Annotated in this window: 23 protein-coding genes, 1 tRNA gene, 1 other RNA gene and 1 riboswitch; of the genes, 20 read left to right on the top strand and 5 right to left on the bottom strand. The window is 59.7% G+C overall.

Going from position 1 to position 20,041, the window contains the following annotated elements; all coding sequences use genetic code 11:
- Nucleotides 1-39 precede the first annotated feature (39 nt).
- The 3 genes from nfsA to LG30_RS0102595 all read left to right on the top strand — a co-directional run bounded on the left by nfsA (nucleotide 40) and on the right by LG30_RS0102595 (nucleotide 2,238).
- Complete coding sequence (gene nfsA / locus LG30_RS0102585) at nucleotides 40-765, top strand: oxygen-insensitive NADPH nitroreductase (protein ID WP_033129153.1); 726 nt, start codon at nucleotides 40-42, stop codon at nucleotides 763-765.
- 160 nt (nucleotides 766-925) lie between these two features.
- On the top strand, nucleotides 926-1,690 hold the full coding sequence (locus LG30_RS0102590) for a hypothetical protein (RefSeq protein ID WP_033129154.1): 765 nt from the start codon (nucleotides 926-928) through the stop codon (nucleotides 1,688-1,690).
- Complete coding sequence (locus LG30_RS0102595) at nucleotides 1,684-2,238, top strand: VOC family protein (RefSeq protein ID WP_033129155.1); 555 nt, start codon at nucleotides 1,684-1,686, stop codon at nucleotides 2,236-2,238. The genes LG30_RS0102590 and LG30_RS0102595 overlap by 7 nt, the downstream gene beginning before the upstream one ends.
- Before the next feature lie 47 nt (nucleotides 2,239-2,285).
- Here the strand turns inward: LG30_RS0102595 and LG30_RS0102600 are convergent, their stop codons facing one another.
- Nucleotides 2,286-3,500: an MFS transporter gene (locus LG30_RS0102600; protein WP_033129156.1), complete on the bottom strand. Its 1,215-nt coding sequence runs from the start codon at nucleotides 3,498-3,500 to the stop codon at nucleotides 2,286-2,288.
- Nucleotides 3,501-3,593: 93 nt separating this feature from the next.
- On the opposite strand from LG30_RS0102600, the gene LG30_RS0102605 reads away from it, so the two are divergent.
- A complete protein-coding gene (locus LG30_RS0102605) occupies nucleotides 3,594-4,466 on the top strand; it encodes a LysR family transcriptional regulator (RefSeq protein WP_033129157.1) in 873 nt (290 codons plus the stop codon).
- 90 nt (nucleotides 4,467-4,556) lie between these two features.
- On the opposite strand, the gene ribA is transcribed toward LG30_RS0102605, so the two are convergent.
- Nucleotides 4,557-5,150, bottom strand: coding sequence for a GTP cyclohydrolase II (ribA, locus tag LG30_RS0102610; RefSeq protein ID WP_033129158.1), 594 nt, complete (start codon nucleotides 5,148-5,150; stop codon nucleotides 4,557-4,559).
- Nucleotides 5,151-5,412: 262 nt separating this feature from the next.
- Between ribA and cmk the strand changes: the two genes are divergently transcribed.
- The 6 genes from cmk to pyrF all read left to right on the top strand — a co-directional run bounded on the left by cmk (nucleotide 5,413) and on the right by pyrF (nucleotide 10,662).
- Nucleotides 5,413-6,105, top strand: a complete 693-nt coding sequence (cmk, locus tag LG30_RS0102615) for a (d)CMP kinase (RefSeq protein WP_033129159.1) — start codon at nucleotides 5,413-5,415, stop codon at nucleotides 6,103-6,105.
- A gap of 93 nt (nucleotides 6,106-6,198) precedes the next feature.
- A complete protein-coding gene (gene rpsA / locus LG30_RS0102620) occupies nucleotides 6,199-7,869 on the top strand; it encodes a 30S ribosomal protein S1 (protein WP_005327816.1) in 1,671 nt (556 codons plus the stop codon).
- 92 nt (nucleotides 7,870-7,961) lie between these two features.
- Nucleotides 7,962-8,246, top strand: coding sequence for an integration host factor subunit beta (gene ihfB / locus LG30_RS0102625; RefSeq protein ID WP_033129160.1), 285 nt, complete (start codon nucleotides 7,962-7,964; stop codon nucleotides 8,244-8,246).
- A gap of 156 nt (nucleotides 8,247-8,402) precedes the next feature.
- The gene (locus LG30_RS0102630) at nucleotides 8,403-8,687 is read left to right on the top strand and encodes a LapA family protein (protein WP_033129161.1); all 285 of its coding nucleotides are present in this window, start codon (nucleotides 8,403-8,405) and stop codon (nucleotides 8,685-8,687) included.
- A 9-nt stretch (nucleotides 8,688-8,696) separates the two neighbouring features.
- Nucleotides 8,697-9,863 (top strand): lipopolysaccharide assembly protein LapB, encoded by a 1,167-nt coding sequence (gene lapB, locus LG30_RS0102635; protein ID WP_033129162.1) that lies wholly within the window; start codon nucleotides 8,697-8,699, stop codon nucleotides 9,861-9,863.
- Nucleotides 9,864-9,963: 100 nt separating this feature from the next.
- The gene (gene pyrF, locus LG30_RS0102640) at nucleotides 9,964-10,662 is read left to right on the top strand and encodes an orotidine-5'-phosphate decarboxylase (protein ID WP_033129163.1); all 699 of its coding nucleotides are present in this window, start codon (nucleotides 9,964-9,966) and stop codon (nucleotides 10,660-10,662) included.
- 69 nt (nucleotides 10,663-10,731) lie between these two features.
- On the opposite strand, the gene rrtA is transcribed toward pyrF, so the two are convergent.
- On the bottom strand, nucleotides 10,732-11,310 hold the full coding sequence (gene rrtA / locus LG30_RS0102645) for a rhombosortase (RefSeq protein WP_081965957.1): 579 nt from the start codon (nucleotides 11,308-11,310) through the stop codon (nucleotides 10,732-10,734).
- On the opposite strand from rrtA, the gene LG30_RS0102650 reads away from it, so the two are divergent.
- The 5 genes from LG30_RS0102650 to LG30_RS0102670 all read left to right on the top strand — a co-directional run bounded on the left by LG30_RS0102650 (nucleotide 11,276) and on the right by LG30_RS0102670 (nucleotide 14,194).
- Complete coding sequence (locus LG30_RS0102650; protein WP_193354245.1) at nucleotides 11,276-11,920, top strand: tRNA-uridine aminocarboxypropyltransferase; 645 nt, start codon at nucleotides 11,276-11,278, stop codon at nucleotides 11,918-11,920. The two genes, rrtA and LG30_RS0102650, sit on opposite strands and share 35 nt — an antisense overlap.
- Before the next feature lie 65 nt (nucleotides 11,921-11,985).
- A complete protein-coding gene (queC, locus tag LG30_RS0102655) occupies nucleotides 11,986-12,675 on the top strand; it encodes a 7-cyano-7-deazaguanine synthase QueC (RefSeq protein ID WP_033129165.1) in 690 nt (229 codons plus the stop codon).
- Between the two features lie 55 nt (nucleotides 12,676-12,730).
- Nucleotides 12,731-13,402 (top strand): 7-carboxy-7-deazaguanine synthase QueE, encoded by a 672-nt coding sequence (gene queE / locus LG30_RS0102660; protein WP_033129166.1) that lies wholly within the window; start codon nucleotides 12,731-12,733, stop codon nucleotides 13,400-13,402.
- Nucleotide 13,403: 1 nt separating this feature from the next.
- Nucleotides 13,404-13,634, top strand: a complete 231-nt coding sequence (locus LG30_RS0102665) for a DUF3820 family protein (RefSeq protein ID WP_033129167.1) — start codon at nucleotides 13,404-13,406, stop codon at nucleotides 13,632-13,634.
- Nucleotides 13,631-14,194: a cob(I)yrinic acid a,c-diamide adenosyltransferase gene (locus LG30_RS0102670; RefSeq protein WP_033129168.1), complete on the top strand. Its 564-nt coding sequence runs from the start codon at nucleotides 13,631-13,633 to the stop codon at nucleotides 14,192-14,194. The genes LG30_RS0102665 and LG30_RS0102670 overlap by 4 nt, the downstream gene beginning before the upstream one ends.
- A gap of 67 nt (nucleotides 14,195-14,261) precedes the next feature.
- Here the strand turns inward: LG30_RS0102670 and LG30_RS0102675 are convergent, their stop codons facing one another.
- The gene (locus LG30_RS0102675) at nucleotides 14,262-14,666 is read right to left on the bottom strand and encodes an H-NS family histone-like protein (protein WP_033129169.1); all 405 of its coding nucleotides are present in this window, start codon (nucleotides 14,664-14,666) and stop codon (nucleotides 14,262-14,264) included.
- 318 nt (nucleotides 14,667-14,984) lie between these two features.
- Nucleotides 14,985-15,156: riboswitch (Lysine riboswitch) on the top strand.
- An 86-nt stretch (nucleotides 15,157-15,242) separates the two neighbouring features.
- Here LG30_RS0102675 and LG30_RS0102680 point away from each other — a divergent pair.
- Both LG30_RS0102680 and LG30_RS0102685 read left to right on the top strand, forming a co-directional pair.
- The gene (locus LG30_RS0102680; RefSeq protein ID WP_033129170.1) at nucleotides 15,243-16,823 is read left to right on the top strand and encodes a Na+/H+ antiporter NhaC family protein; all 1,581 of its coding nucleotides are present in this window, start codon (nucleotides 15,243-15,245) and stop codon (nucleotides 16,821-16,823) included.
- Between the two features lie 100 nt (nucleotides 16,824-16,923).
- Nucleotides 16,924-17,505 (top strand): thymidine kinase, encoded by a 582-nt coding sequence (locus tag LG30_RS0102685; protein ID WP_033129171.1) that lies wholly within the window; start codon nucleotides 16,924-16,926, stop codon nucleotides 17,503-17,505.
- Between the two features lie 72 nt (nucleotides 17,506-17,577).
- Here LG30_RS0102685 and LG30_RS0102690 read toward each other — a convergent pair whose 3' ends face one another.
- The gene (locus LG30_RS0102690) at nucleotides 17,578-18,915 is read right to left on the bottom strand and encodes a flavohemoglobin expression-modulating QEGLA motif protein (protein ID WP_033129172.1); all 1,338 of its coding nucleotides are present in this window, start codon (nucleotides 18,913-18,915) and stop codon (nucleotides 17,578-17,580) included.
- A gap of 158 nt (nucleotides 18,916-19,073) precedes the next feature.
- Between LG30_RS0102690 and LG30_RS0102695 the strand changes: the two genes are divergently transcribed.
- From LG30_RS0102695 to LG30_RS21275, 3 genes are all read left to right on the top strand, one after another.
- A complete protein-coding gene (locus LG30_RS0102695) occupies nucleotides 19,074-19,529 on the top strand; it encodes a type III secretion system chaperone family protein (protein ID WP_081965959.1) in 456 nt (151 codons plus the stop codon).
- Between the two features lie 239 nt (nucleotides 19,530-19,768).
- Nucleotides 19,769-19,856: transfer RNA gene (locus LG30_RS0102700), tRNA-Ser, on the top strand.
- Nucleotides 19,857-19,910: 54 nt separating this feature from the next.
- Nucleotides 19,911-20,040, top strand: a non-coding RNA gene (locus tag LG30_RS21275) — RtT sRNA.
- Nucleotide 20,041: the final 1 nt, after the last annotated feature.

Below are 20,041 nucleotides of genomic sequence, written 5' to 3' on the forward strand. Positions count from 1 at the left end.
TTTTTTTGGGTACAGTGTGGCCTTCTTCCTGGAGGCCTCATGAACCCGACCATCGATCTCATCCTTTCCCATCGCTCCATTCGTCAGTTCACCCCCGAGCCCATCACGACCAGGCAGCTCGATCAGATCTTGAGCGCCGCCCAGTGCGCCTCCAGCTCCAGCTTCCTGCAGGCCAACAGCATCATCCGGGTGACGGACAAGGGGCTGCGCGCCACCCTGGCCGAGCTCGCCGGGCACCAGGCCTATGTGGCGGAGGCGGCAGAGTTCCTGCTGTTTTGCGCCGACTACCAGCGCCACAGCCAGATAGTGCCCGATGCTCAGACCGGCTATGCGGAGCAGCTCCTGATCGGCGCCATCGACGGCGCCCTGATGGCCCAGAATGCCTTGCTGGCGGCCCAGTCCCTGGGGCTGGGCGGCGTCTACATCGGCGGCATTCGCAACAATGTGGCGGCGGTGAGCGAGGCGGTCGGGTTGCCCCATCTGGTGATCCCGCTGTTTGGCCTCTGCCTCGGTCATCCCGCCCAGCAGCCGGAGCAGAAACCGCGTCTGCCGAGGGGGCTGGTGGTGCACGAGAACCGCTATCCAGAGACCCTGGATCGCGCTCTGCTTGCCCAATATGATGAGCAGATCCACGACTACTACCTGGCCCGCAGCGGCAACAACAAGCAGCAGACCTGGAGCGGCCAGATCAAGGCCATCCTCGGCAAGGAGGCGCGCCCCTTCATGCTGGGATTCCTGCATTCCAAGGGTTTTTGCCTCAAGTAATGAGGGGCGAGGGCGATATGAGTGGTGGCGACGTGCCTGTCGCGACCCGCGGCGGAGCCGGCTTGCATTCTGTGAGACAGGGCAGAACCCCGCGCTACCTTATGCGGGTAAGCTGTTGTAGGATCACGCAATTGGATTGGGACAGGAGTTTGTACACCCTATGATTTTGACCTTGATATTGCTGTCGATTGGCGCACTCCTGTTTCTGGTCATCGCCTATAACGTGGTGCAGCAATACAAACAGAAGGCCGAAGCCGACAAGCGCCAGGCCATCGCGCGCCACAAGGCCGTGGCGGACGAGACCGAAGAGGTGCTGCTGAACGTCAACCTGGTGCCCTTCTCCAAGAACATGGTGCTGCTGTTGCAGCACAGGATCCTGGATGCCTATCGTGCCATAGCACAAGTGATGCCCGGCAATCAGATCAAGCAGCGTATCGCCGACGTCCAGACCCAGATCAAGAACGTGCAGGAGAACTACAGCAGCCAGGACGAGGGGCACTTCAAGACCCCGGAGTCCGATCGGCAGGCGATCCAGATGTTGCAGCTGGCCAAGAAGATGCGGGCCGTGCTGCGGGTCGAGCACAACAAGGGCAAGATAGATCCCCATGGCTTTGCCCAGGAGGATCGGCGCCTCGAGCTGATGCAGCTCAAGATCAACATCGCCAACCTGGTCAAGCGGGCCATGGATGCCCAGATCCAGGGGCAATACGGTACCTGTCGTCAGCTCTTTACCAAGGGGCTGGGTGCCTTGGCCAGCGTCTCCGACAAGGACGCCTACCTGCTGGCGCGGGAAGAAGACATGCGTCAGGGGATGCGTCAGCTGGAAGAGCACCTGCAGCAGCACAGCGAGAAAGAGCTGCAACACCTCAAGGACAAAGAGGCGGACGAGCTGGATGTCCTGTTCCAACCCAAGAAGAAATGGTGATCATGTCTCATCCACTGGATACCACACTGGGGCCCATGGCCCCATTTGTTTGCCAACTGCTCACTGAAATGCACGCCCTCATGGGGGAGCAAGGCGCCCCGCAGGTGGATCACCTCTGCTACCGCGCCGCCAGCCTGCCCGAGTACCTCGAATTGAAAGAGCAGCTCGCGCGCCACGGGGTCTTGCTGGTGGAGGGCATGATTGGCGGGCGACCCATCGCCACCTATCGATTGCATCAGCCGGTCTGCGTCAACGAGGTGAGCGTGCCCTGCATCGAGCTGGCCGCCCCCAAACCGGGTCGCAGCCATCAGGCGGGGCTGGAACACATCGAGCTGGTGGTGCCCTCACTGCACGCGCTACTGGCCGCGCACCCGGCTCTGCCGTTCAAGACAGGCAATATTGATGATGGTCGCAACCCGGACCTGGGATTGATGCTGCCCTCGGGTCAGGTGAAATTCCACTTGCGTCCCTTAAGCGAGGTGATCGACGAGGAGCTGGGTACCGGCGCCGTGGTGCCGGTGCCGCCGGACTATTACGACGGCATATAAATTCGTGATGCCAGGCCCTTGCTTCGATGAGCAGGGCCTCGGATGTGCTAGGGCGCGGAATGGCAGGAGAGGGGACGCGCCGCGCGTCCCTTCAGCTGACCGAGCCAGAGACTCAAGGCGGCGGTGACGCACAATACCAGCTCGATGCCGAGCACCAATCCCCCAAGCCCCCCGCGCTCCCAGAAGGGGTGCAAATACAGCCCCCCCAGACTGGCCCCCAGATAGTACCCCACCAGATAGAGCGACGAGGCCAACGCCCTGTTGTGCTCCACGTGTTGGCCGACCCAGGCGCTGGCACAGGCGTGAGCGAGGAAGAAACCGAAGCTCGAGATGAGCAGACCGATGAGGATGGCGGTGAGGGAGCCTTGTAGCAGCGCCAGGCTGCCAATGGCCATCAGCACGATACCGGCCAGCAGCAGCCGCTGGGCCCCCCAGCGATTGGCGCAGCGACCGCTCAAGGAGGAAGCGACGGTGCCGGTGAGATAGGTCAGAAACAGCATACCGAGCCACTGGGTCGGCAGGGAGAAGGGGGCTTCCGCCAGCAGGAAGGTGAGGTAGCTGTATTGATTCAGGAACACCATGAAGTTGAGGCCGCCGATGAGATAGGCGCCCACCAGCAGCGGATTGCCGAGGTGACTGGCGATGGCGCGGCGCAACTGGCCGGGTTCGGCCACCACGGCCACGAAGCGGGTCTGGGGCGGCAGCAGCCAGATGACCAGCGGCAGCAGCGCGAGGCTTATCAGCCCGATCCCGAAGAAGGTATGCTGCCAATCTCCAAACCAGCCAGCCAGCAGGCCGCCCACTACCCGGCCCGCGATCCCGCCGAGGGAGTTGGCGGCGATGTAGACGCCCACCGCCGAGAGCAGGGCGCGTTTGCTGAACTCCTCTCCCATGTAGGCGATGGCGGTGGCAGGCAGCCCAGCCAGCAGCACGCCTTGCAGGATGCGCAGCATCACCAGCTGATCGAACTGGCTGATCAGCGGGATGCACAGGGAGAGCAGGATGGCGCCGGCCAGGCTCCACAGCATGATCCGGCGGCGGCCGAAACGATCCGCCAGCCGGGCGCAGAGCAGCAACGAGGCCGCGAGGCCGGCGGTGCAACCCGCCAGGGTCCAGCCGGCCGACAGGGAGCTGACGGAGAACACCTGCGCCAGCAGGGGCAGCAGGGGGTGGGTCTGATAGAGATTGAGAAACACCAGGAAGGAACCCAGGCTGAGGGCCAAGGTGGCGCGTATCCATTCGCGGCTGCCGATTTCGATCATATGCGGTTGTCCCGATGACTTTTTGGCAGAATAGTGCGGTGCTGAATATAAATATAATATATTTATGTTATCCACCTCATAAATGAAATTGATATGGACCTGAAGCAGTTGACCTATTTGCTGGCGGTGCGCGATGCGGGTTCCTTCACCCGGGCCGCCAGCGCGCTGCACGTGGCGCAGCCGGCCGTCAGCATGGCCATCGCCAAGCTGGAGAGCCAACTCGATCTGCGTCTGTTCGACAGGCAGGATCGCAATGTGCGGCTCACCCCGGAGGGGGAGGTGCTCTGCCGCCACGCCGAACGGCTGCTATTGCAGATGCATCAGGCCGAGGCGGAGATGGCGGAGCTCAAGGGGCTGGAGCGGGGGGAGGTGCGCATCGGCATCCCTTATATGATGGGTTCCTATTATTTCCCCCCGATCCTGATGGCGTTCAAGCACCGTTATCCCGGCCTCAAGATCCGGGTGGAGGAGGCGGGCTCCCGGGAGCTGCTCAGCCGCATGGTGGACGGCAGCCTGGATCTGGCGATCCTCATCACCAGCGATCTGCCGCCGGCGCTGGAGGGCGCTCAGCTGCTGCGCGAAGAGATGCTGATGGTGGTGGGGGAGGAGCATCCGCTGCGCCAGGCCACCAGCGTCTCGCTGCCGCAATTCTTCGGCCAGGAGCTCGCCATGTTCAGACGTGGCTTCTATCATCGCGAACACATGGAGGTGCTGGCGCAGGGGCTGGGCTGTGAGCCGAACATCGCGTTCGAGAGCAACCTGATCCCGCTGCTCAAGGCGGTGGTGAGGCAGGGTTTTGCGGTGACCACCTTCCTGCGCATGGCGCTGGACGAGGAGACAGCCCTGATCGGCGTGCCCTTCGCGCCGCCGATCTTCCTCGATCTCTGCGTGGCCTGGCGGCGTGGGGATCCCCTCTCCATGGCCAACCGGGCGCTGAGAGATTTCCTGCTGTCACAAGCAAGATAGACAGCATGGGATCTTGTTGAATGCCGTTTTATCCAATAGAAACGCCTCCCGTTGGGAGGCGTTTCTCAAGGGGCGCAAGAGAATTAAGCACTACTTCTTGAGCAGGTGATCCAGCTTGTTCGCCTTGGTGGAGAGGTAGAACTCATTGTGGGGGTTGCGTCCCTCCTGCAGGGGAACGCGCTCGGCCACCGGGATGCCGAAGCTCTCCATCGCCTTCAGCTTGCGCGGGTTGTTGGTCATCAGCTTGAGACTCTTGACCTCCAGCGCCTTGAGCATGTCGGCGCAGATGGTGTAATCGCGCATGTCGGCGGCAAATCCGAGCGCCACGTTGGCCTCGACGGTGTCGGCGCCCTGATCCTGCAGATGATAGGCCCGGATCTTGTTGAGCAGGCCGATGCCACGGCCCTCTTGACGGACATACAGCAAGACGCCACGGCCAGCCTTGGCGATGTTCTGCATGGCGGCCTGCAATTGGAAGCCACAGTCGCAGCGCAGGCTGAACAGGGCGTCTCCGGTCAGACACTCGGAGTGAATGCGTCCAAGCACGGGCTCGCCGTCGGCGATATCACCCATCACCAGTGCGGCGTGATCCTTGCCTGTACCGATTTCCTGAAAGCCAACTAGCGTGAAGGTGCCCCAAGGGGTCGGCAACTTGGATTTAGCCACCAGGCTAATGCTGCTCATAGGGTTGCTCCTGACTACAACTGCTTAAAAAAGGCGGCTAGTTTAGCGCGCCTCATCCATAACAACCATAAGAACAAAACCTTGCCGTGAGGACTGCTTGGCCGGATTGGTCATAATAGGCGCAATCACGACGACTTCCGCGCAAATCTGTGGTCTGACAACTGCCAGACTCCGTGCATTCGGGTATAATCGGCGCCCATTACCCCATCCCGGCAGGGATGTGTGCAACCCGTCAACATGCAGCGTGCGCAGGAGAAAAATTATGCCCCAGATGGCCCCCATGATGACAATCGATGGCCCGAGCGGTGCCGGCAAAGGCACTCTGTGCCAGTTGTTGGCGGAGAAACTGGGCTGGCACCTGCTCGACTCCGGCGCCATCTACCGGGTGTTGGCGCTGGCCGCCCTGCACCACGATGTCGAGCTTGACGCCGAGGCGGCGCTGGTGCCCCTGGCCGCGAATCTGGATGTGCAATTCCAGGTCGAGGGTGACCAGGTGAAGGTGGTGCTGGAAGGGGAGGATGTCTCCCGTACCATCCGCTCTCAGGAAGTGAGCGACGCCGCCAGCAAGATTGCGGTCTTCCCCCGGGTGCGCGAAGCCCTGCTGCGTCGTCAGCGCGCTTTTCGTCAGCAACCGGGTCTCATCGCCGATGGCCGCGACATGGGTACCGTGGTTTTTCCCGAGGCCGAGGTGAAGATTTTCCTCGACGCCAGCGCGGAAGAGCGGGCGCAGCGCCGCTATAAGCAGTTGCAAGATAAGGGCTTTGATGTTAACTTTGAGCGTCTTTTAACCGAGATTCGGGAACGTGATGATCGCGACAGAAATCGCGCCGTTGCCCCCCTGAAACCCGCAGAAGACGCGCTCGTCGTAGACTCAACGTCGATGACCATAGACGAAGTGCTGGTGACGGTACTGGCCTATGCAGAGCAACAACTTGGTGATATCAGCGCAAGTTGATGTCAGTCGTCTGCACCATGGATGGCGCAGATAATTTAAAACAACCCCGCTTGTGCCGGATTGCGAGTGGATGTTTCATTTGTGACACAAACAATGATCGAATCTTTTGCTCAACTCTTTGAAGAGTCCCTGAACGCCGTTGAAACCCGTCAAGGTTCCATCGTCAAGGGTACCGTCGTTGCTATCGAGAACGGTTTTGTACTGGTTGACGCCGGTCTGAAATCCGAGTCTGCCATCCCTGCTGAAGAGTTCAAGAACGCCCTGGGCGAGCTGGAAATCAATGTAGGCGACACCGTTGACGTGGCTCTGGACTCTATCGAAGATGGTTTCGGCGAAACCAAGCTGTCCCGCGAAAAAGCCAAGCGCCACGAAGCCTGGCTGCAGCTTGAGAAGGCATACGAAGAGCAAGCTACCGTTATCGGTATCATCAACGGCAAGGTCAAGGGTGGTTTCACCGTTGAGCTGAACGGCATCCGTGCCTTCCTGCCGGGTTCTCTGGTTGACGTGCGTCCGATCCGTGACACCGCTCACCTGGAAAACAAAGAACTCGAGTTCAAAGTCATCAAGCTGGACCAGAAGCGCAACAACGTTGTGGTTTCCCGTCGTGCCGTGATCGAAACCGAGAACACCTCCGAGCGCGAAAGCCTGCTGGCCAACCTGCAAGAAGGTCAAGAAGTTAAGGGTATCGTCAAGAACCTGACCGACTACGGTGCATTCGTAGATCTGGGTGGTGTTGACGGCCTGCTGCACATCACCGACATGGCGTGGAAGCGCGTTAAGCATCCTTCCGAAATCGTCAACGTTGGCGACGAGATCGCTGTCAAGGTTCTGAAGTTCGACCGCGAGCGTACCCGTGTATCCCTGGGTCTGAAGCAGCTGGGCGAAGATCCCTGGGTTGCTATCGCCAAGCGTTACCCGGAGACCACCCGTCTGTCTGGCCGCGTGACCAACCTGACCGACTACGGCTGCTTCGTTGAAATCGAAGAAGGCGTGGAAGGCCTAGTACACGTATCCGAGATGGATTGGACCAACAAGAACATCCACCCGTCCAAGGTTGTTAACGTTGGCGACGTGGTTGACGTGATGGTTCTGGACATCGACGAAGAGCGTCGTCGTATCTCCCTGGGTCTGAAGCAGTGCAAATCCAACCCGTGGCAGCTGTTTGCCGAAACTCACGCCAAGGGCGACCGTGTTTCCGGCAAGATCAAGTCCATCACTGACTTCGGTATCTTCATCGGTCTGGATGGCGGCATCGACGGCCTGGTTCACCTGTCTGACATCTCCTGGAACAACCAGGGCGAAGAAGCCGTGCGTGAATTCAAGAAGGGCGACGAGATCGAAGCCGTTGTTCTGCAAGTGGACCCGGAGCGCGAGCGCATCTCCCTGGGTGTCAAGCAGATCGAAGAAGACCCGTTCAATAAGTACCTGTCTGATAACAAGAAAGGTGCTATCGTGAAGGGTAAGGTTACCGAGGTTGATGCCAAGGGTGCCGTGATCGAACTGGCTGATGGCGTAGAAGGCTACCTGCGTGCCTCCGACGCTGCTCGTGACCGTGTAGAAGACGCCACTCTGGTGCTGTCTGTTGGTGACGAAGTTGAAGCTAAATTCATGGGCGTTGATCGTAAGAACCGCACCGTAAGCCTGTCTGTCCGTGCTAAGGACGAAGCTGACGAGCGTGTTGCTATCGATAGCCTGAACCAACAAGAAGAAGTTGTGTTCAGCAATGCTATGATGGAAGCGTTCAAAGCCGCCAAGGGTGAGTAATCCTTGATGCAAGAAAAGGGCGGCTTTACGCCGCCCTTTTTTATCTTGGCAAAATGAATATTGCATGTGATCGGGGAAGGAGATTTAACCTTATGACCAAATCAGATCTCATCGAAAAATTGGCTGCCAACCGCATGCATATGCCGGCCAAAGATGTCGAAGCCGCCATCAAGGAGATCCTTGAGCAGATGGCGTCGACCTTGCAAAACGGCGACAGGATTGAAATCCGAGGATTTGGAAGTTTTTCACTGCACTATCGTGCCCCCCGAGTGGGTCGCAACCCCAAGACCGGGGACAAGGTTGAACTGACCGGGAAATATGTCCCTCACTTCAAGCCGGGTAAAGAGTTACGCGAGCGCGTGAACATCATCGAATAATGCAGAAAATGGCATACCTGGGTATGCCTTTTTTATTTTTGCGACATTGGTTACGCCAATTGTCGGGTTTATCAAAGTCTTTTCCCATTCGCTCTAGAGTCTGCCGATGATTTTAAGGATAATCGGTCTCTCATTAGCTACAGACAGGGAGCTCTTATGAAGCGTATCTTGGCCCTCATCCCATTGGTGCTGGTGTTTGTGCTGACCCTCGCCATAGGTTCACAAAACGGCCAGCAGGTGCAGTTCAATTATCTGATAGCACAAGGTGAGTTCTCGCTCTCCATGCTGCTGGGATTCTTCTTCGCCGGCGGATTCTTGCTGGGATGGCTGGTATTCGGTCTGCTCTTCCTGCGCCTCAAGCTGCAAAATCGCACTCTCAGTCGCACCATGCGTCGTCAATCCCGCGAGTTGGAGCTGGCCCGGTCGGCTACCAAGGAATAATGTCCCTCGATGCTTGAACTGCTTTTCCTGCTGTTGCCAATTGCCGCTGGTTATGGTTGGTACATGGGACGCAGGAGTGTTCGCCAGGACACCCAGCAACAGAGTAACCAGTTTTCCCGCCAGTATGTGGCGGGCCTCAACTATTTGCTGTCTGACGAGTCGGACAAGGCGGTGGATCTCTTCATCCAGCTGCTGGAAGTCGACAGCGACACCATCGAAACGCACCTCTCCCTCGGCAATCTGTTTCGTCAGCGTGGCGAGGTCGATCGCGCCATCAAGATCCACCAGAACCTCGTTACCCGCCAGCTGACCCGGGAGCAACGTCAACTTGCGCTGCAGGAGCTGGCCCGCGATTTTCTTGCGGCCGGGTTGCTGGACAGGGCCGAGGCCATCTGGAACGAGCTGTGCGAGGACGGTGATTACGAGGAGACGGCGCTGGCGCAACTGCTCGTCATCCATCAACAGCTGCGTGACTGGGACAAGGCCATCGAGGTCGCCGTGCGTCTGCAGAAGTTCCAGGGCAAGAAGCTGGCCGATCCCATCTCCCACTTCTATTGCGAGCAGGCTGAGAGTGCCCTGCGTGACGGGGACTTGGCCACTGGGCGTACCCGCCTGAAACGGGCGCTCAGCGTCAATCCTGCCTGCGCTCGCGCCAGCCTGCGTCTGGCCGAACTCACCATGGAGGAGGGCAAGTTCGAGGAGGCCAGCAAGGATCTGTTGCGGGTGTTCGAGCAGGACATGGATTTTGCCTCCGAAGCCATGCCGAAATTATTGGTCTGCTATCAACAGATGGGGCGCAGCCAGGAGCTGATCCCGCTGCTGGAGAAGGCGGTGGAGGATCATGCCGGTGTCAGCGTGACCTTGGCCCTGGCCAATCTGGTGGAGGCGCGTGACGGCCTGAACCAGGCCCGTGCGCTGGTGCTGCGCCAGCTGCGCCGCCACCCGTCCATGAAGGGGTTCTATCAGCTGGTCGGCTTCCAGCTGGCCAGCGCCGAAGAGGGTCCCGCCAAGGAGAGCCTGGAGCTGCTGCAGCAGCTGGTTGGCGAGCAGATCAAGATAAAATCGACCCACAAGTGCCGTCAGTGTGGCTTCGCCACCCATTCGCTGTTCTGGCAGTGCCCCTCCTGCCGTCAATGGGGCACCATCAAACCCATTCGTGGCCTCGACGGCGAATAGCCGCTCATGAGCCGTGACGCTTGAATCTCGCGGGGCTCGACCGGGTGCCAGCAGGCGAAGCCCGGGGCGGGCCCTGAAATACCAACCCATAGGAAGTGACATGCAAGATCCCAAAGTACTGGTTGCGCTCGATTATCAGCACGAGGCCGATGCCTTCGCCTTCATAGAGCAGATCTCCCCGGCCCAATGCCGCCTCAAGGTGGGCAAGGAGATGTTTACCCTGTTTGGCCCCCAATTCGTGCGCCAGCTGGTGGCCAAGGGCTTCGATGTCTTCCTGGATCTGAAGTTTCACGACATCCCCAACACCGTTGCCAAGGCCGTGGCGGCCAGTGCCGAGCTCGGGGTCTGGATGGTCAACGTACACGCCAGCGGCGGCGAGCGCATGATGCGGGCCGCCAGGGAGGCGCTCGTCCCCTATGGTGACAAGGCCCCCCTGCTGATCGCCGTGACGGTGCTGACCAGCATGGAGCAATCCGACATGGCGCCGCTGGGTCTCAGCGTCGGCCCGGCCGAACAGGTGATCCGGCTGGCCAAGCTGACCAAGGAAGCGGGGTTGGATGGGGTGGTCTGCTCCGCCGAGGAGGCCCGTGAGCTCAAAGCCTTGCTTGGGACTGACTTCAAGCTGGTGACGCCGGGCATTCGTCCGACCGGCGCGGCGGCAGGGGATCAGCGCCGGGTCATGACACCGCGGGCGGCGGTGGAGGCGGGGGCAGACTATCTGGTGATCGGTCGTCCCATCACCCAGGCCGTCGATCCGGCCGCCATGCTGACCAGCATCAACACCGAGCTGAATGGCTAGCGTATAGCGCCCACATGCAACAGGCCGGATCCTGGATCCGGCCTGTTGCATTTCACGCCCTCATCGGCTTCAAGACTTGAGAGGTTGAGTCCCCAGGCTGAGGGGCAAGAGGCCGAGCAACAGGCCGGCCACCGAGCCGATGAGGTGTGATTCGATGTGTACCCTGGCGCCGATAAGCGCGGCCACCGGACTCTCTCCCGCGCTGTAAAAATCCAGCCCCAGCTTGATGACAATGCCCAGCAGCATCAGCCAGCCGGAATGGCGGCGATGGCGAATATCCTGCACCGCGCCCCACACGAACAGGCCATGCAAGGCGCCGGACAACCCCATGTACCACTGGGTCTGCGGGCACCACCACCAGATGCCGAGGCCGACGGCCGTGCTCAGCAGTAGCAGCAGAGCGGGCAAGTGCCAGCCGGTGAGATATTCACGAAACAGGCTGTAGAGCACCGCCAGCCCGCTCAGGTTGAGCAGCAGGTGCCATAAATTGGTATGGGCCAGATTGCCTGTTATGATGCGCCACCCTTCGCCCTGGGCTATCAGGGTACGATCGAAGGAGAGCAGGTGATTTGGTACTGTGAAGAAGAGCAAGGCAGTGACGAGCGAAAGCGTGATGACCCAGAGCAACCCCGATTTTTCTGACAACATGAAACGGCCCAACGACAAAGAGAGCCGTTACTGTACACGCTGCACCCGAGCCCTCAAAGCCTGCCTGTGTGATTATATTCAGCAGGTGACCCATCTTGCCCCGCTCCACATTCTGCAGCATCCGACCGAGGTGGCTCACCCCAAGGGGACGGCCGCCTTGCTGGCCGCCTCTCTCAGCCAGGCCCGCATTCATGTGGGAGAGAGCTTCGCCGAGGCCGACTGGCTCAATGCCCTGCTCGGCGACCCCGGGGTGCAATGTTGTCTGCTGTGGCCAGACGATCAGGCCCTGACACTGGCGCAGGTACGCGAGGGCTGCGGGCAAGCCAAAGAGGTGCATTTCATCCTGCTCGATGGCACCTGGCGCAAGGCCTACCGCATGTTGCACAGCAACCCGGCCTTGCTGCGGCTGCCGAGGATCAAACTCGGCGCCATTCCGGGGCAATATTCCATTCGCAAGAAGCCGTTTCCCGAGGCCCTGTCGACCCTGGAGGCGGGCTACCATCTGTTATCCCAGTGGGAGGGAGGGCCCGAGCGCTTCGCCCCGCTGATGAGCCTCTTTACCCATTTAAACCGGCAGTGGCATGACTTTGCCCAGGGCCGCCGTACTTAACACCGCGTATTTAGAGTCGAGCATTTAGAACCGCTTATTTAGAACCGAGAGAAGGAGTGAACAACGTGAAAAAAGCCGTCGTGGTATTCAGTGGAGGTCAGGACAGCACCACCTGTCTGGTGCAGGCACAGGCCCGCTATGACGAAGTGCACGCCATCACCTTCGACTACGGTCAGCGCCATCGCGAGGAGATAGACACGGCTCGCCGCCTGGCCAGTCAGTTTGGCATCAAGGCCCACAAGGTGATGGACGTGAGCATGCTGGGTGAGCTCGCCATCTCGGCCCTGACCCGTGACGAGATCCCGGTCAGCGGCGAGCTGCAGGACAACGGCCTGCCCAATACCTTCGTGCCGGGCCGCAACATCTTGTTCCTGACTCTGGCCGCCATCTATGCCTATCAGGTCGGTGCCGAGGCGGTGATCACCGGGGTGTGCGAGACCGATTTCTCCGGCTATCCCGATTGCCGCGACGAGTTCGTCAAGGCGCTCAATCAGGCAGTCTCCCTGGGCCTGGATCGCGGCATTCGTTTCGAGACCCCGCTGATGTGGCTCGACAAGGCCGAAACCTGGGCACTGGCGGATCACTATGGTCAGCTCGACACCGTGCGACAGCAGACACTCACCTGCTATAACGGCATTCAGGGCGATGGTTGCGGCACTTGCCCCGCCTGCGCGTTGCGCAGTCGTGGCCTGAACCAGTATCTGGCCGACAGGGTTGGCGTCATGGCGCGCCTGCACAAGAAAACCGGATTGTGAGTCTTGCCGCTGTTTGGGGTATAATCCGCGCCTTTTGCAACAAGTCGTGACCAGCATGCACTACCCAATCAACGAGATCTTCCAGACCATCCAGGGGGAGGGGGTCTTCACCGGCCTGCCCGCCATCTTCGTTCGCCTGCAAGGCTGCCCGGTGGGCTGTCCCTGGTGCGATACCCGCCACACCTGGGTGGTGGATCCGGCCCGTGAGGTAGACAGCAAGGAGGTGCTCGATCGTTCCAACGAGTCCGATGGCTGGAGCAAGATGAGCACGGACGAGATCCTGGGGAGCTTCGAGACCCTGGGCTACCGGGCTCGCCATGTGGTGTTAACCGGTGGCGAGCCCTGCCTCTACGATCTCACCGAGCTCTCGACGGCGCTGGTGACGGCGGGTTTCCAGGTCCAGATCGAGACCAGCGGCACCAGCGAGATCCAGACCCACGACAGCACCTGGGTCACCGTCTCGCCGAAGATCGGGATGAAAGGGGGCTTGCCGGTGCTGCGCTCGGCCCTCGAGCGGGCCAACGAGATCAAGCATCCGGTGGCGACCGAGCACCACATCGAGGAGCTCGACGTCTTGCTGGCGACGGCTGAATTACGCAAAGACGTGGTCATCGCGCTGCAACCCATCAGCCAGAAGCCCAGGGCCACCGAGCTGGCCATGGTAACCTGTATCGCCCGTAATTGGCGGCTCTCCATCCAGACCCATAAATATCTGAATATCGATTAAGATGGACAATCTATCGGATGAGCGGGTATTGCTTAGCCTGGCGGGCAAGATGCCCTACGGTAAATATCGGGGGCGACGCATCATCGATATTCCCGAGCCCTATCTGGTATGGATGGCGCGCAGCGGTTTTCCGGCTGGCGCGCTGGGCCAAACCTTGGCACTGGCGTACGAGATAAAACTCAACGGACTCGAGTCCATGATTATTCCCATTATTAACAGGATGTCAGTATGAGAATATATACCCGGCAGGGCGACAAGGGACTCACCCGACTGGCCGATGGCAGTCAGCTTGCCAAGGATGACAGGCGCGTCGAGACCTACGGTGCCATCGATGAGTTAAATTCCCAGATAGGTCTGCTGATGGCCGAAATACCGGTGCAGGAGACGGGATTATTGGCCGAGTTGATATTGTTGCAGCAGGAGCTGTTTGATTTGGGCGGTGAACTGGCCTTTTCCAGCGAGGCGCAAAATGCGGCCCTGTGGCAGGTCAATGAAAGCTGGACACTGCGACTCGAACAACAGATTGATGCCTATAGCGCCCAGTTGCCGGTATTGCGTAATTTCATCTTGCCGAGCGGCTCCCGGGCGGCGGCACAGGCTCATGTGGTGCGCACCCTGACCCGTCGCTGCGAGCGTCTGCTGCTGGGCTTGAGCCGCGTCGAGCAGGTCAACCCGGCTGTCTTGCCCTATCTGAACCGGCTGAGTGACTGGTTCTTCACGGTGGCGAGATACCTGCTGGTGTGCACCAACACCCCCGAGGTGCTCTGGGTCAAGGCCGCCGATCGGGGCTGAGCACCGTCACACGGATAATAAAAAACCTCGCCAGTGCGAGGTTTTTTATTTGGCCAACATCGGGAAATTAGATGGCAAATTCTTCCACGGATTTACCTTCGGCCACGGCCTTGGCAATGGTGGAGGGCATGCGACCCTGACCGGTCCAGGTCTTTTCCACGCCATCGTCCAGATAACGATATTTGGCGGGGCGGGGGGCGCGTTTGCCTTTGCTGGCCTTGGGGCTGTCGACGGCAACTGTGCCCACCAATTCGGACGGATCAATACCCGCAGCCTTCAGCATTTCGGCATATTCGGCAATTTTCTTCTGATGCTCTTCGCGCGCCTGACGATCGGCGGATTCATCCTGTTGGCGTTCGGTGACGATAGCGGTGAATTTTTCCAGACCCTCTTCCAGTTGTTCCAGGGTCAGCTCACGGCAGACAGCTCGCAGGCTGCGGATATTCAGCAGTACTTTCAAAAATTCGTTCATATTGGCTACCACGCGAGAAAATATTAAAGAGACAGGATGGTTTTTCGATAATTTATAGGGTGGTTCGGCATCAAGTCAAGCACGGCGAATTAATTAATTCGATGGATAAATTAAGCTTGGCGAATAATAGGTAGGGGTATATGTCGACTATTTGATGACATTCATTTCCGAATGAGTTCCTGGCAGATGAAAATATCGGCTAGATCAATTTTATCGCACCAATTGACTACCATTTCCCGTTCAGCCGCCATACAAGTATTGAAATTTAATCAAAAAACTTGCTATCACACCGTGCCTCGATAAAATGTGCGCCGAATACCTTTAAGTAGAGGCGCGCTGCCTATGAGTAACCGAGCGGAGGGTGATGCCTGCGATGTTCGGGGAAAGGAGTCGGCGCCGAAGTGACCAGGCCATCATACCGGGTTGCTGGTTCTGCATCGAACAGGTGCAGGACTGCCATAGTCATCCACTATGGAGCGCTACCTGAAGGGGCTGAGGAGTATTACCTCCCCATGGGTTTTGTTTCTTTATCCTCTCGGTAGATCTCCACCTGTTGTCTTTAGGTGCAAAGAGATCATGGACATCGTTCACTACGCCGACTCCGGTTGGTCAGTCATTCCTCCCTTGTTGGCCGTCGCTTTGGCGATCATCACCCGTCGCGTCCTGGTGTCGCTCGGGGTAGGTATCGTCGCCGGCAGCCTGCTGCTGAACCAGTTTTCGCCGCTCGACTCCCTGCATTACATGTTGAACACTGTGCTCAAGATCGTCTGGGTCGAGGGTGCGCTCAACCGTGACAACGTCAACATGATCCTGTTCATGTTGCTGCTGGGCGGCCTCATCAGTCTGATGAGCGTCTCCGGCGCCACCCGCGCCTTCGCCGAGTGGGCCGAGCGCCGCGCCAAGACCCGCAAGGGCGCCAAGGCGCTCACCGGCATGATGGTGTTTGCCTTCTTCATCGATGACTTCTTCCACAGCCTGTCGGTGGGCGCCATCTGCCGTCCGGTCACCGATCGCTTCCAGATCTCCCGCGCCAAGCTGGCCTATCTGCTCGATTCCACCGCGGCGCCGGTCTGCGTGCTGATGCCCATCTCCTCCTGGGGCGCTTACATCATCGCCCTGGTGGGCGGCATCATGGCGGCCCATGGCCTGACCGATCAGAGCCCCATCTCCGCCTTCGTCGAGATGATCCCGATGAACCTCTATGCGGTCTTCACCCTGATCATGGTGCTGGTGGTGATCGCGTTCCAGCTCGACATCGGCTCCATGCGTCAACACGAGCAGTGGGCGCTGGAAGGCAAGCTGTGGGATGAGTCCAAGGGCCGCCCCATCGGGCTGGACATGGAATCGCCGGAGGAGAGCAACGGTGGCATGATCGACATGGTGCTGCCGATCCTGACCCTGACCCTGGCGACCGTCTACTTCATGATAGATTCCGGTGCCGCCGTGCTGGAAGGCAAGGGCTTGCCGTTCAGCGTGCTCGGGTCGTTCGAGAACACCAACGTCGGCTCCTCCCTGGTCTATGGCGCCCTGTGCAGCCTGGTGGTCTCCATCGGTCTCGCCATGCGCCTCAAGCTCGGTGCCAAGAACTGGATGAAGGCCGCCCCGCAAGGGATCATGGCCATGCTGCCCGCCATCAACATACTGCTGTTCGCCTGGACCATAGGCGCCGTGGTGCGCGACGTGGAGACCGGCAAGTACCTTGCCTCCATGGCCAACGGCAACCTGCCCATCGAGGTGCTGCCAGCGGTGGTGTTCATTCTCTCCTGCGCCATGGCCTTTGCCACGGGGACCAGCTGGGGCACTTTCGGCATCATGCTGCCGCTCGCCGGTGACATGGCAGCCGCCAGCGACATCAGCCTGATGCTGCCGATGCTGGCCGCGGTGCTGGCGGGATCTGTGTTCGGTGATCACAGCTCGCCCATCTCCAGCACCAGTATCCTCTCGGCCACCGGGGCTGGTTGTCACCACATCGATCACGTGATGACCCAGCTGCCTTATGCGCTCGCCATTGCCTTCGGGGCGGCGCTCGGCTATCTGGTGATGGGGCTGATGCACTCGGTGCTGGCGGGCTTCACGGTCAGCGGGCTCTGGTTTGTGATCTTCTCCAGCTACCATCTGCGCAAGTCCCGGCAACATCGCGCGCTGGCCGTCGCATAAGCCAGGTCGTATAAATTAAACAAGGGGCCCACGGGCCCCTTGGTTTTGGCAGGGGCTTTGGTTAGCATGCGCCCCATAAATTCAGTTTCGGAACAGCATCATGGCTTCACTGCACTACAAATTTGCCACCATGAACTCGGGCAAGTCGACCCAGCTCATCCAGGCGCATTTCAACTATCTGGAGCGCGGCATGAATCCGCTGGCCATGACGCCGGTCATCGACGACCGCTTCGGGGTCGGGGTGATCCGCGCCAGAGTGGGTCTGGAGCTGAAGGTGGAGGTGTTCAGTGACAGCTGCGATCTGTTCGAGATGGTCAAGGCGCGCCACGGCGAGAAGAAGATCGATGTGTTCATCGTCGACGAGGCGCAGTTCCTGACCCGCGAGCAGGTCTATCAGCTGGCCCGCATCGTCGATGAGCTCAAGATCCCGGTCATGGCCTACGGCCTCAAGACCGATTTTCGCGGCGAGCTGTTCCCCGGCTCCTACCACCTGCTCTGTCTGGCGGACAAGTTCGAGGAGCTCAAAAGCATCTGCTGGTGCGGCAACAAGGCGCACATGAACTCCCGGGTGAACGAAGCCGGGTTGGTAATGCGTGACGGCGAGCAGGTGGAGATAGGGGGCAACGATCGCTATGTGTCCCTCTGCCGCAAACACTATCTGGAAGGGCGGGCCTTCAAGTAACGGCTGACAGGATCACAAAGGGCGCCGACAGGGCGCCCTTTCTTGTGGTGCATGGCGAGAGTGTAGCGGGGCCTAGTCTATCTCGATATCCACCGGCGTTATGATGGGATCGGCCACCGGCAGGCGCTGGAACAGCTGGCGAAAATGCTGCTGTACCCGGCCGATGTCGATGAGCGACATGCCGGAGGCGAAGCCGAACCAGACGTAGAGGCCGGTGAGATCGCGAAACATGGGGGGCAGGTAGCGCGGGGCATCGATGAGCCCCTCCAGATAGTGCTGATAGAGCACAGGGATGTCATCCAGGGTCACCTTGCCGACGAACAGCATGGGCAGGATCTCCGGCACCCCCTCCAGCACGGCGCTGCGGATGAAGTTGACCGTCTCCACATAGCCTCTCACGTAGGAGAGATCCTTGGTGAAGCAGGCGCCTCCCTGGACCATGCCGCCCCTAAACACCCGCTGGGTGATCTTGTAGGCATCGTGCTCGCTGGCCCCCTTCTCGACGAAGTGGCGGAACACCTCGATGAAGTCGGCGCCGCGCTCGGCCATGTCGATGGCCATCACCCGATCCGAGATGCGCTTGGCCCGGTCCGGGAAGGAACTGAACGTCAGCGTCTCGATGAGCACGGCCAGCCCCTCCTGACAGGCGGTGATGCGTGGCGAGCCCGCCCCGAGCCAGGTGGCGTAGGATTGCTGGCGGCCATTGAGGGTGGTGCCCACGTGGACCCAACCCTCGTGCACCTCCAGCACCTGCAAGTCCAGCTCCGAGAAGCGGGCGTGGGAGCTGAGCTTGATGTAATCCCCGCCGGCGGCGGCATCCGAGACGATGCCATCGCTGAGCTTGACCTGCACGGTGCCGTCGCTGAAATAGTTCGACAGCTTGCCCTGCAGCTTGGCCACCGCGGCTTCCCCCTCAAACTCCTTGGGGTAGGGGCGCACCAGATGGCGGGCGCCGGGCAGGGAGAAAATGTCGCACAGGCGGGCACCCAGCTCCTTGAGGGTCTTGCGATCCCCGCGCAGGTGGTCGCTGGCCGAGCCGTACAGCAGCTGGCTGTAGCGCTGGAAATCCGGCTGCCCGCGCTGGCGCAGCATCTCGATCACCACCATGTACTGATCCACCGTCTCCTGCAGGATGCGGCCCAGATCGTCCTGGGGACCGAGCCGGCGCCTGATCCTGTCTCTGAGCTCTTTGAGCTCCAGGTATTTGTTGCGCGGATCGAACCCCAGGGGGAGGGACTGGTAGAAGTTCGCGTCGATGGCGGGCAGCTCGCGCCCGCCCTTGGCCAGAAACTCGGTTTGCAGGTGGCGTGGCCACTTGATGGCATCCAGGATGCGGATGGGTTTTTGCAGGCTCAGCAACTCATCCGAGAGGGATTTCAGGTGCAGGCGGTATTTTTCTTGGATGGTCATCGGACCTTATCTGGCGGCGGCTGAGGAGCGAGAATGGCTGAGTATATGCACAGCGCTTGCCAAAAAGAAGCGAGACAGGGGCTGATCCGGCCAGCGCACTTTTGGTTGCCGGCAAATTGGTTTAGACTGCGCCCCTTGATCCTTATCGTGTCGTGAAAATGATGAATATCCCCAGCTCTGAAATGATAATGCGTTGGTTGCAGCAGGCCCGGATCGAGCACTATGTGTGCGACCAGTGTCATGGCATCCACATGGTCTCCCTGCAGTCGGTCGACAGCATTCAGGAGAGCCGGATCTTTGTCGAAGAAGAAGGGCTGCTGTTTTCATCCGAGCTGGAGGTGCGTCCCTCATCGCTGCTGCCGCTGATGGCCGAGCTGGGTCGCCTCAACATGCAATACCCCTCCCTCAAGGTGTTCCTTGACATCATCGACGACAACCTGCCGCGCCTCATCGTGGGCCACACCGTCTTCACCAAGGCCGGGCTCACCGTGGAGCAGTTCTTGCTGTTCGTCGAGAGCACCACGGCGGCGACCCACGAGGTGGTGAGCGAGTGCGAGCGACTGGGCTTCCTGAACCTGCCGGAAATCCAGGTTGCACCGGAGTCTGTCCATTAATCTGTGCGTTAAATGTGCGAATGGAACGCGGCAGCCAAAAAGCCGTTGACGCAGGCGGACCTTTCCCCTAAATTACGCCCCGTTCCGGCGCAGTGGCGCAACGAACCGGTGTTGGCTGAACACCTTAAACAACAGACAAAAATTTGGTGATGTGCCCAAGTGGCTGCCAGCCGATGAAATCGGTAAGAAAGCACGCAACGCGTGCTCCGCAAGCCACAGGCAGATGACTAAAACAAATTGGTGAGGTGTCCGAGTGGCTGAAGGAGCACGCCTGGAAAGTGTGTATACGGCAACGTATCGAGGGTTCGAATCCCTCCCTCACCGCCAAATTGAAAAACCGACCTCAGGGTCGGTTTTTTGCATCCGGGAGCACCACATTCCCTGATGCCAATAGAGGGAGGGTGAGAACCCTCGCCCGGGTTCGAGCAGAGCAGCTTGCTGCGATGAACGGCCGTAGGCCGCCCCGAAGGGGTGAGCCACGCAGTGGCGAATCATCCCTCCCTCACCGCCAA

Source organism: Aeromonas aquatica (assembly GCF_000764655.1).
Taxonomy (GTDB): Bacteria; Pseudomonadota; Gammaproteobacteria; order Enterobacterales; family Aeromonadaceae; genus Aeromonas; species Aeromonas aquatica.

Excerpts from the sequence above, each read along its gene's own strand:
- nfsA (WP_033129153.1), top strand. The coding sequence starts at position 40 with ATGAACCCGACCATCGATCTCATCCTTTCCCATCGCTCCATTCGTCAG.
- LG30_RS0102590 (WP_033129154.1), top strand. The coding sequence starts at position 926 with ATGATTTTGACCTTGATATTGCTGTCGATTGGCGCACTCCTGTTTCTG.
- LG30_RS0102595 (WP_033129155.1), top strand. The coding sequence starts at position 1,684 with ATGGTGATCATGTCTCATCCACTGGATACCACACTGGGGCCCATGGCC.
- LG30_RS0102600 (WP_033129156.1), bottom strand. The coding sequence starts at position 3,500 with ATGATCGAAATCGGCAGCCGCGAATGGATACGCGCCACCTTGGCCCTC.
- LG30_RS0102605 (WP_033129157.1), top strand. The coding sequence starts at position 3,594 with ATGGACCTGAAGCAGTTGACCTATTTGCTGGCGGTGCGCGATGCGGGT.
- ribA (WP_033129158.1), bottom strand. The coding sequence starts at position 5,150 with ATGAGCAGCATTAGCCTGGTGGCTAAATCCAAGTTGCCGACCCCTTGG.
- cmk (WP_033129159.1), top strand. The coding sequence starts at position 5,413 with ATGCCCCAGATGGCCCCCATGATGACAATCGATGGCCCGAGCGGTGCC.
- rpsA (WP_005327816.1), top strand. The coding sequence starts at position 6,199 with ATGATCGAATCTTTTGCTCAACTCTTTGAAGAGTCCCTGAACGCCGTT.
- ihfB (WP_033129160.1), top strand. The coding sequence starts at position 7,962 with ATGACCAAATCAGATCTCATCGAAAAATTGGCTGCCAACCGCATGCAT.
- LG30_RS0102630 (WP_033129161.1), top strand. The coding sequence starts at position 8,403 with ATGAAGCGTATCTTGGCCCTCATCCCATTGGTGCTGGTGTTTGTGCTG.
- lapB (WP_033129162.1), top strand. The coding sequence starts at position 8,697 with ATGCTTGAACTGCTTTTCCTGCTGTTGCCAATTGCCGCTGGTTATGGT.
- pyrF (WP_033129163.1), top strand. The coding sequence starts at position 9,964 with ATGCAAGATCCCAAAGTACTGGTTGCGCTCGATTATCAGCACGAGGCC.
- LG30_RS0102650 (WP_193354245.1), top strand. The coding sequence starts at position 11,276 with ATGACCCAGAGCAACCCCGATTTTTCTGACAACATGAAACGGCCCAAC.
- rrtA (WP_081965957.1), bottom strand. The coding sequence starts at position 11,310 with ATGTTGTCAGAAAAATCGGGGTTGCTCTGGGTCATCACGCTTTCGCTC.
- queE (WP_033129166.1), top strand. The coding sequence starts at position 12,731 with ATGCACTACCCAATCAACGAGATCTTCCAGACCATCCAGGGGGAGGGG.
- LG30_RS0102665 (WP_033129167.1), top strand. The coding sequence starts at position 13,404 with ATGGACAATCTATCGGATGAGCGGGTATTGCTTAGCCTGGCGGGCAAG.
- LG30_RS0102670 (WP_033129168.1), top strand. The coding sequence starts at position 13,631 with ATGAGAATATATACCCGGCAGGGCGACAAGGGACTCACCCGACTGGCC.
- LG30_RS0102675 (WP_033129169.1), bottom strand. The coding sequence starts at position 14,666 with ATGAACGAATTTTTGAAAGTACTGCTGAATATCCGCAGCCTGCGAGCT.
- LG30_RS0102680 (WP_033129170.1), top strand. The coding sequence starts at position 15,243 with ATGGACATCGTTCACTACGCCGACTCCGGTTGGTCAGTCATTCCTCCC.
- LG30_RS0102685 (WP_033129171.1), top strand. The coding sequence starts at position 16,924 with ATGGCTTCACTGCACTACAAATTTGCCACCATGAACTCGGGCAAGTCG.
- LG30_RS0102690 (WP_033129172.1), bottom strand. The coding sequence starts at position 18,915 with ATGACCATCCAAGAAAAATACCGCCTGCACCTGAAATCCCTCTCGGAT.
- LG30_RS0102695 (WP_081965959.1), top strand. The coding sequence starts at position 19,074 with ATGATGAATATCCCCAGCTCTGAAATGATAATGCGTTGGTTGCAGCAG.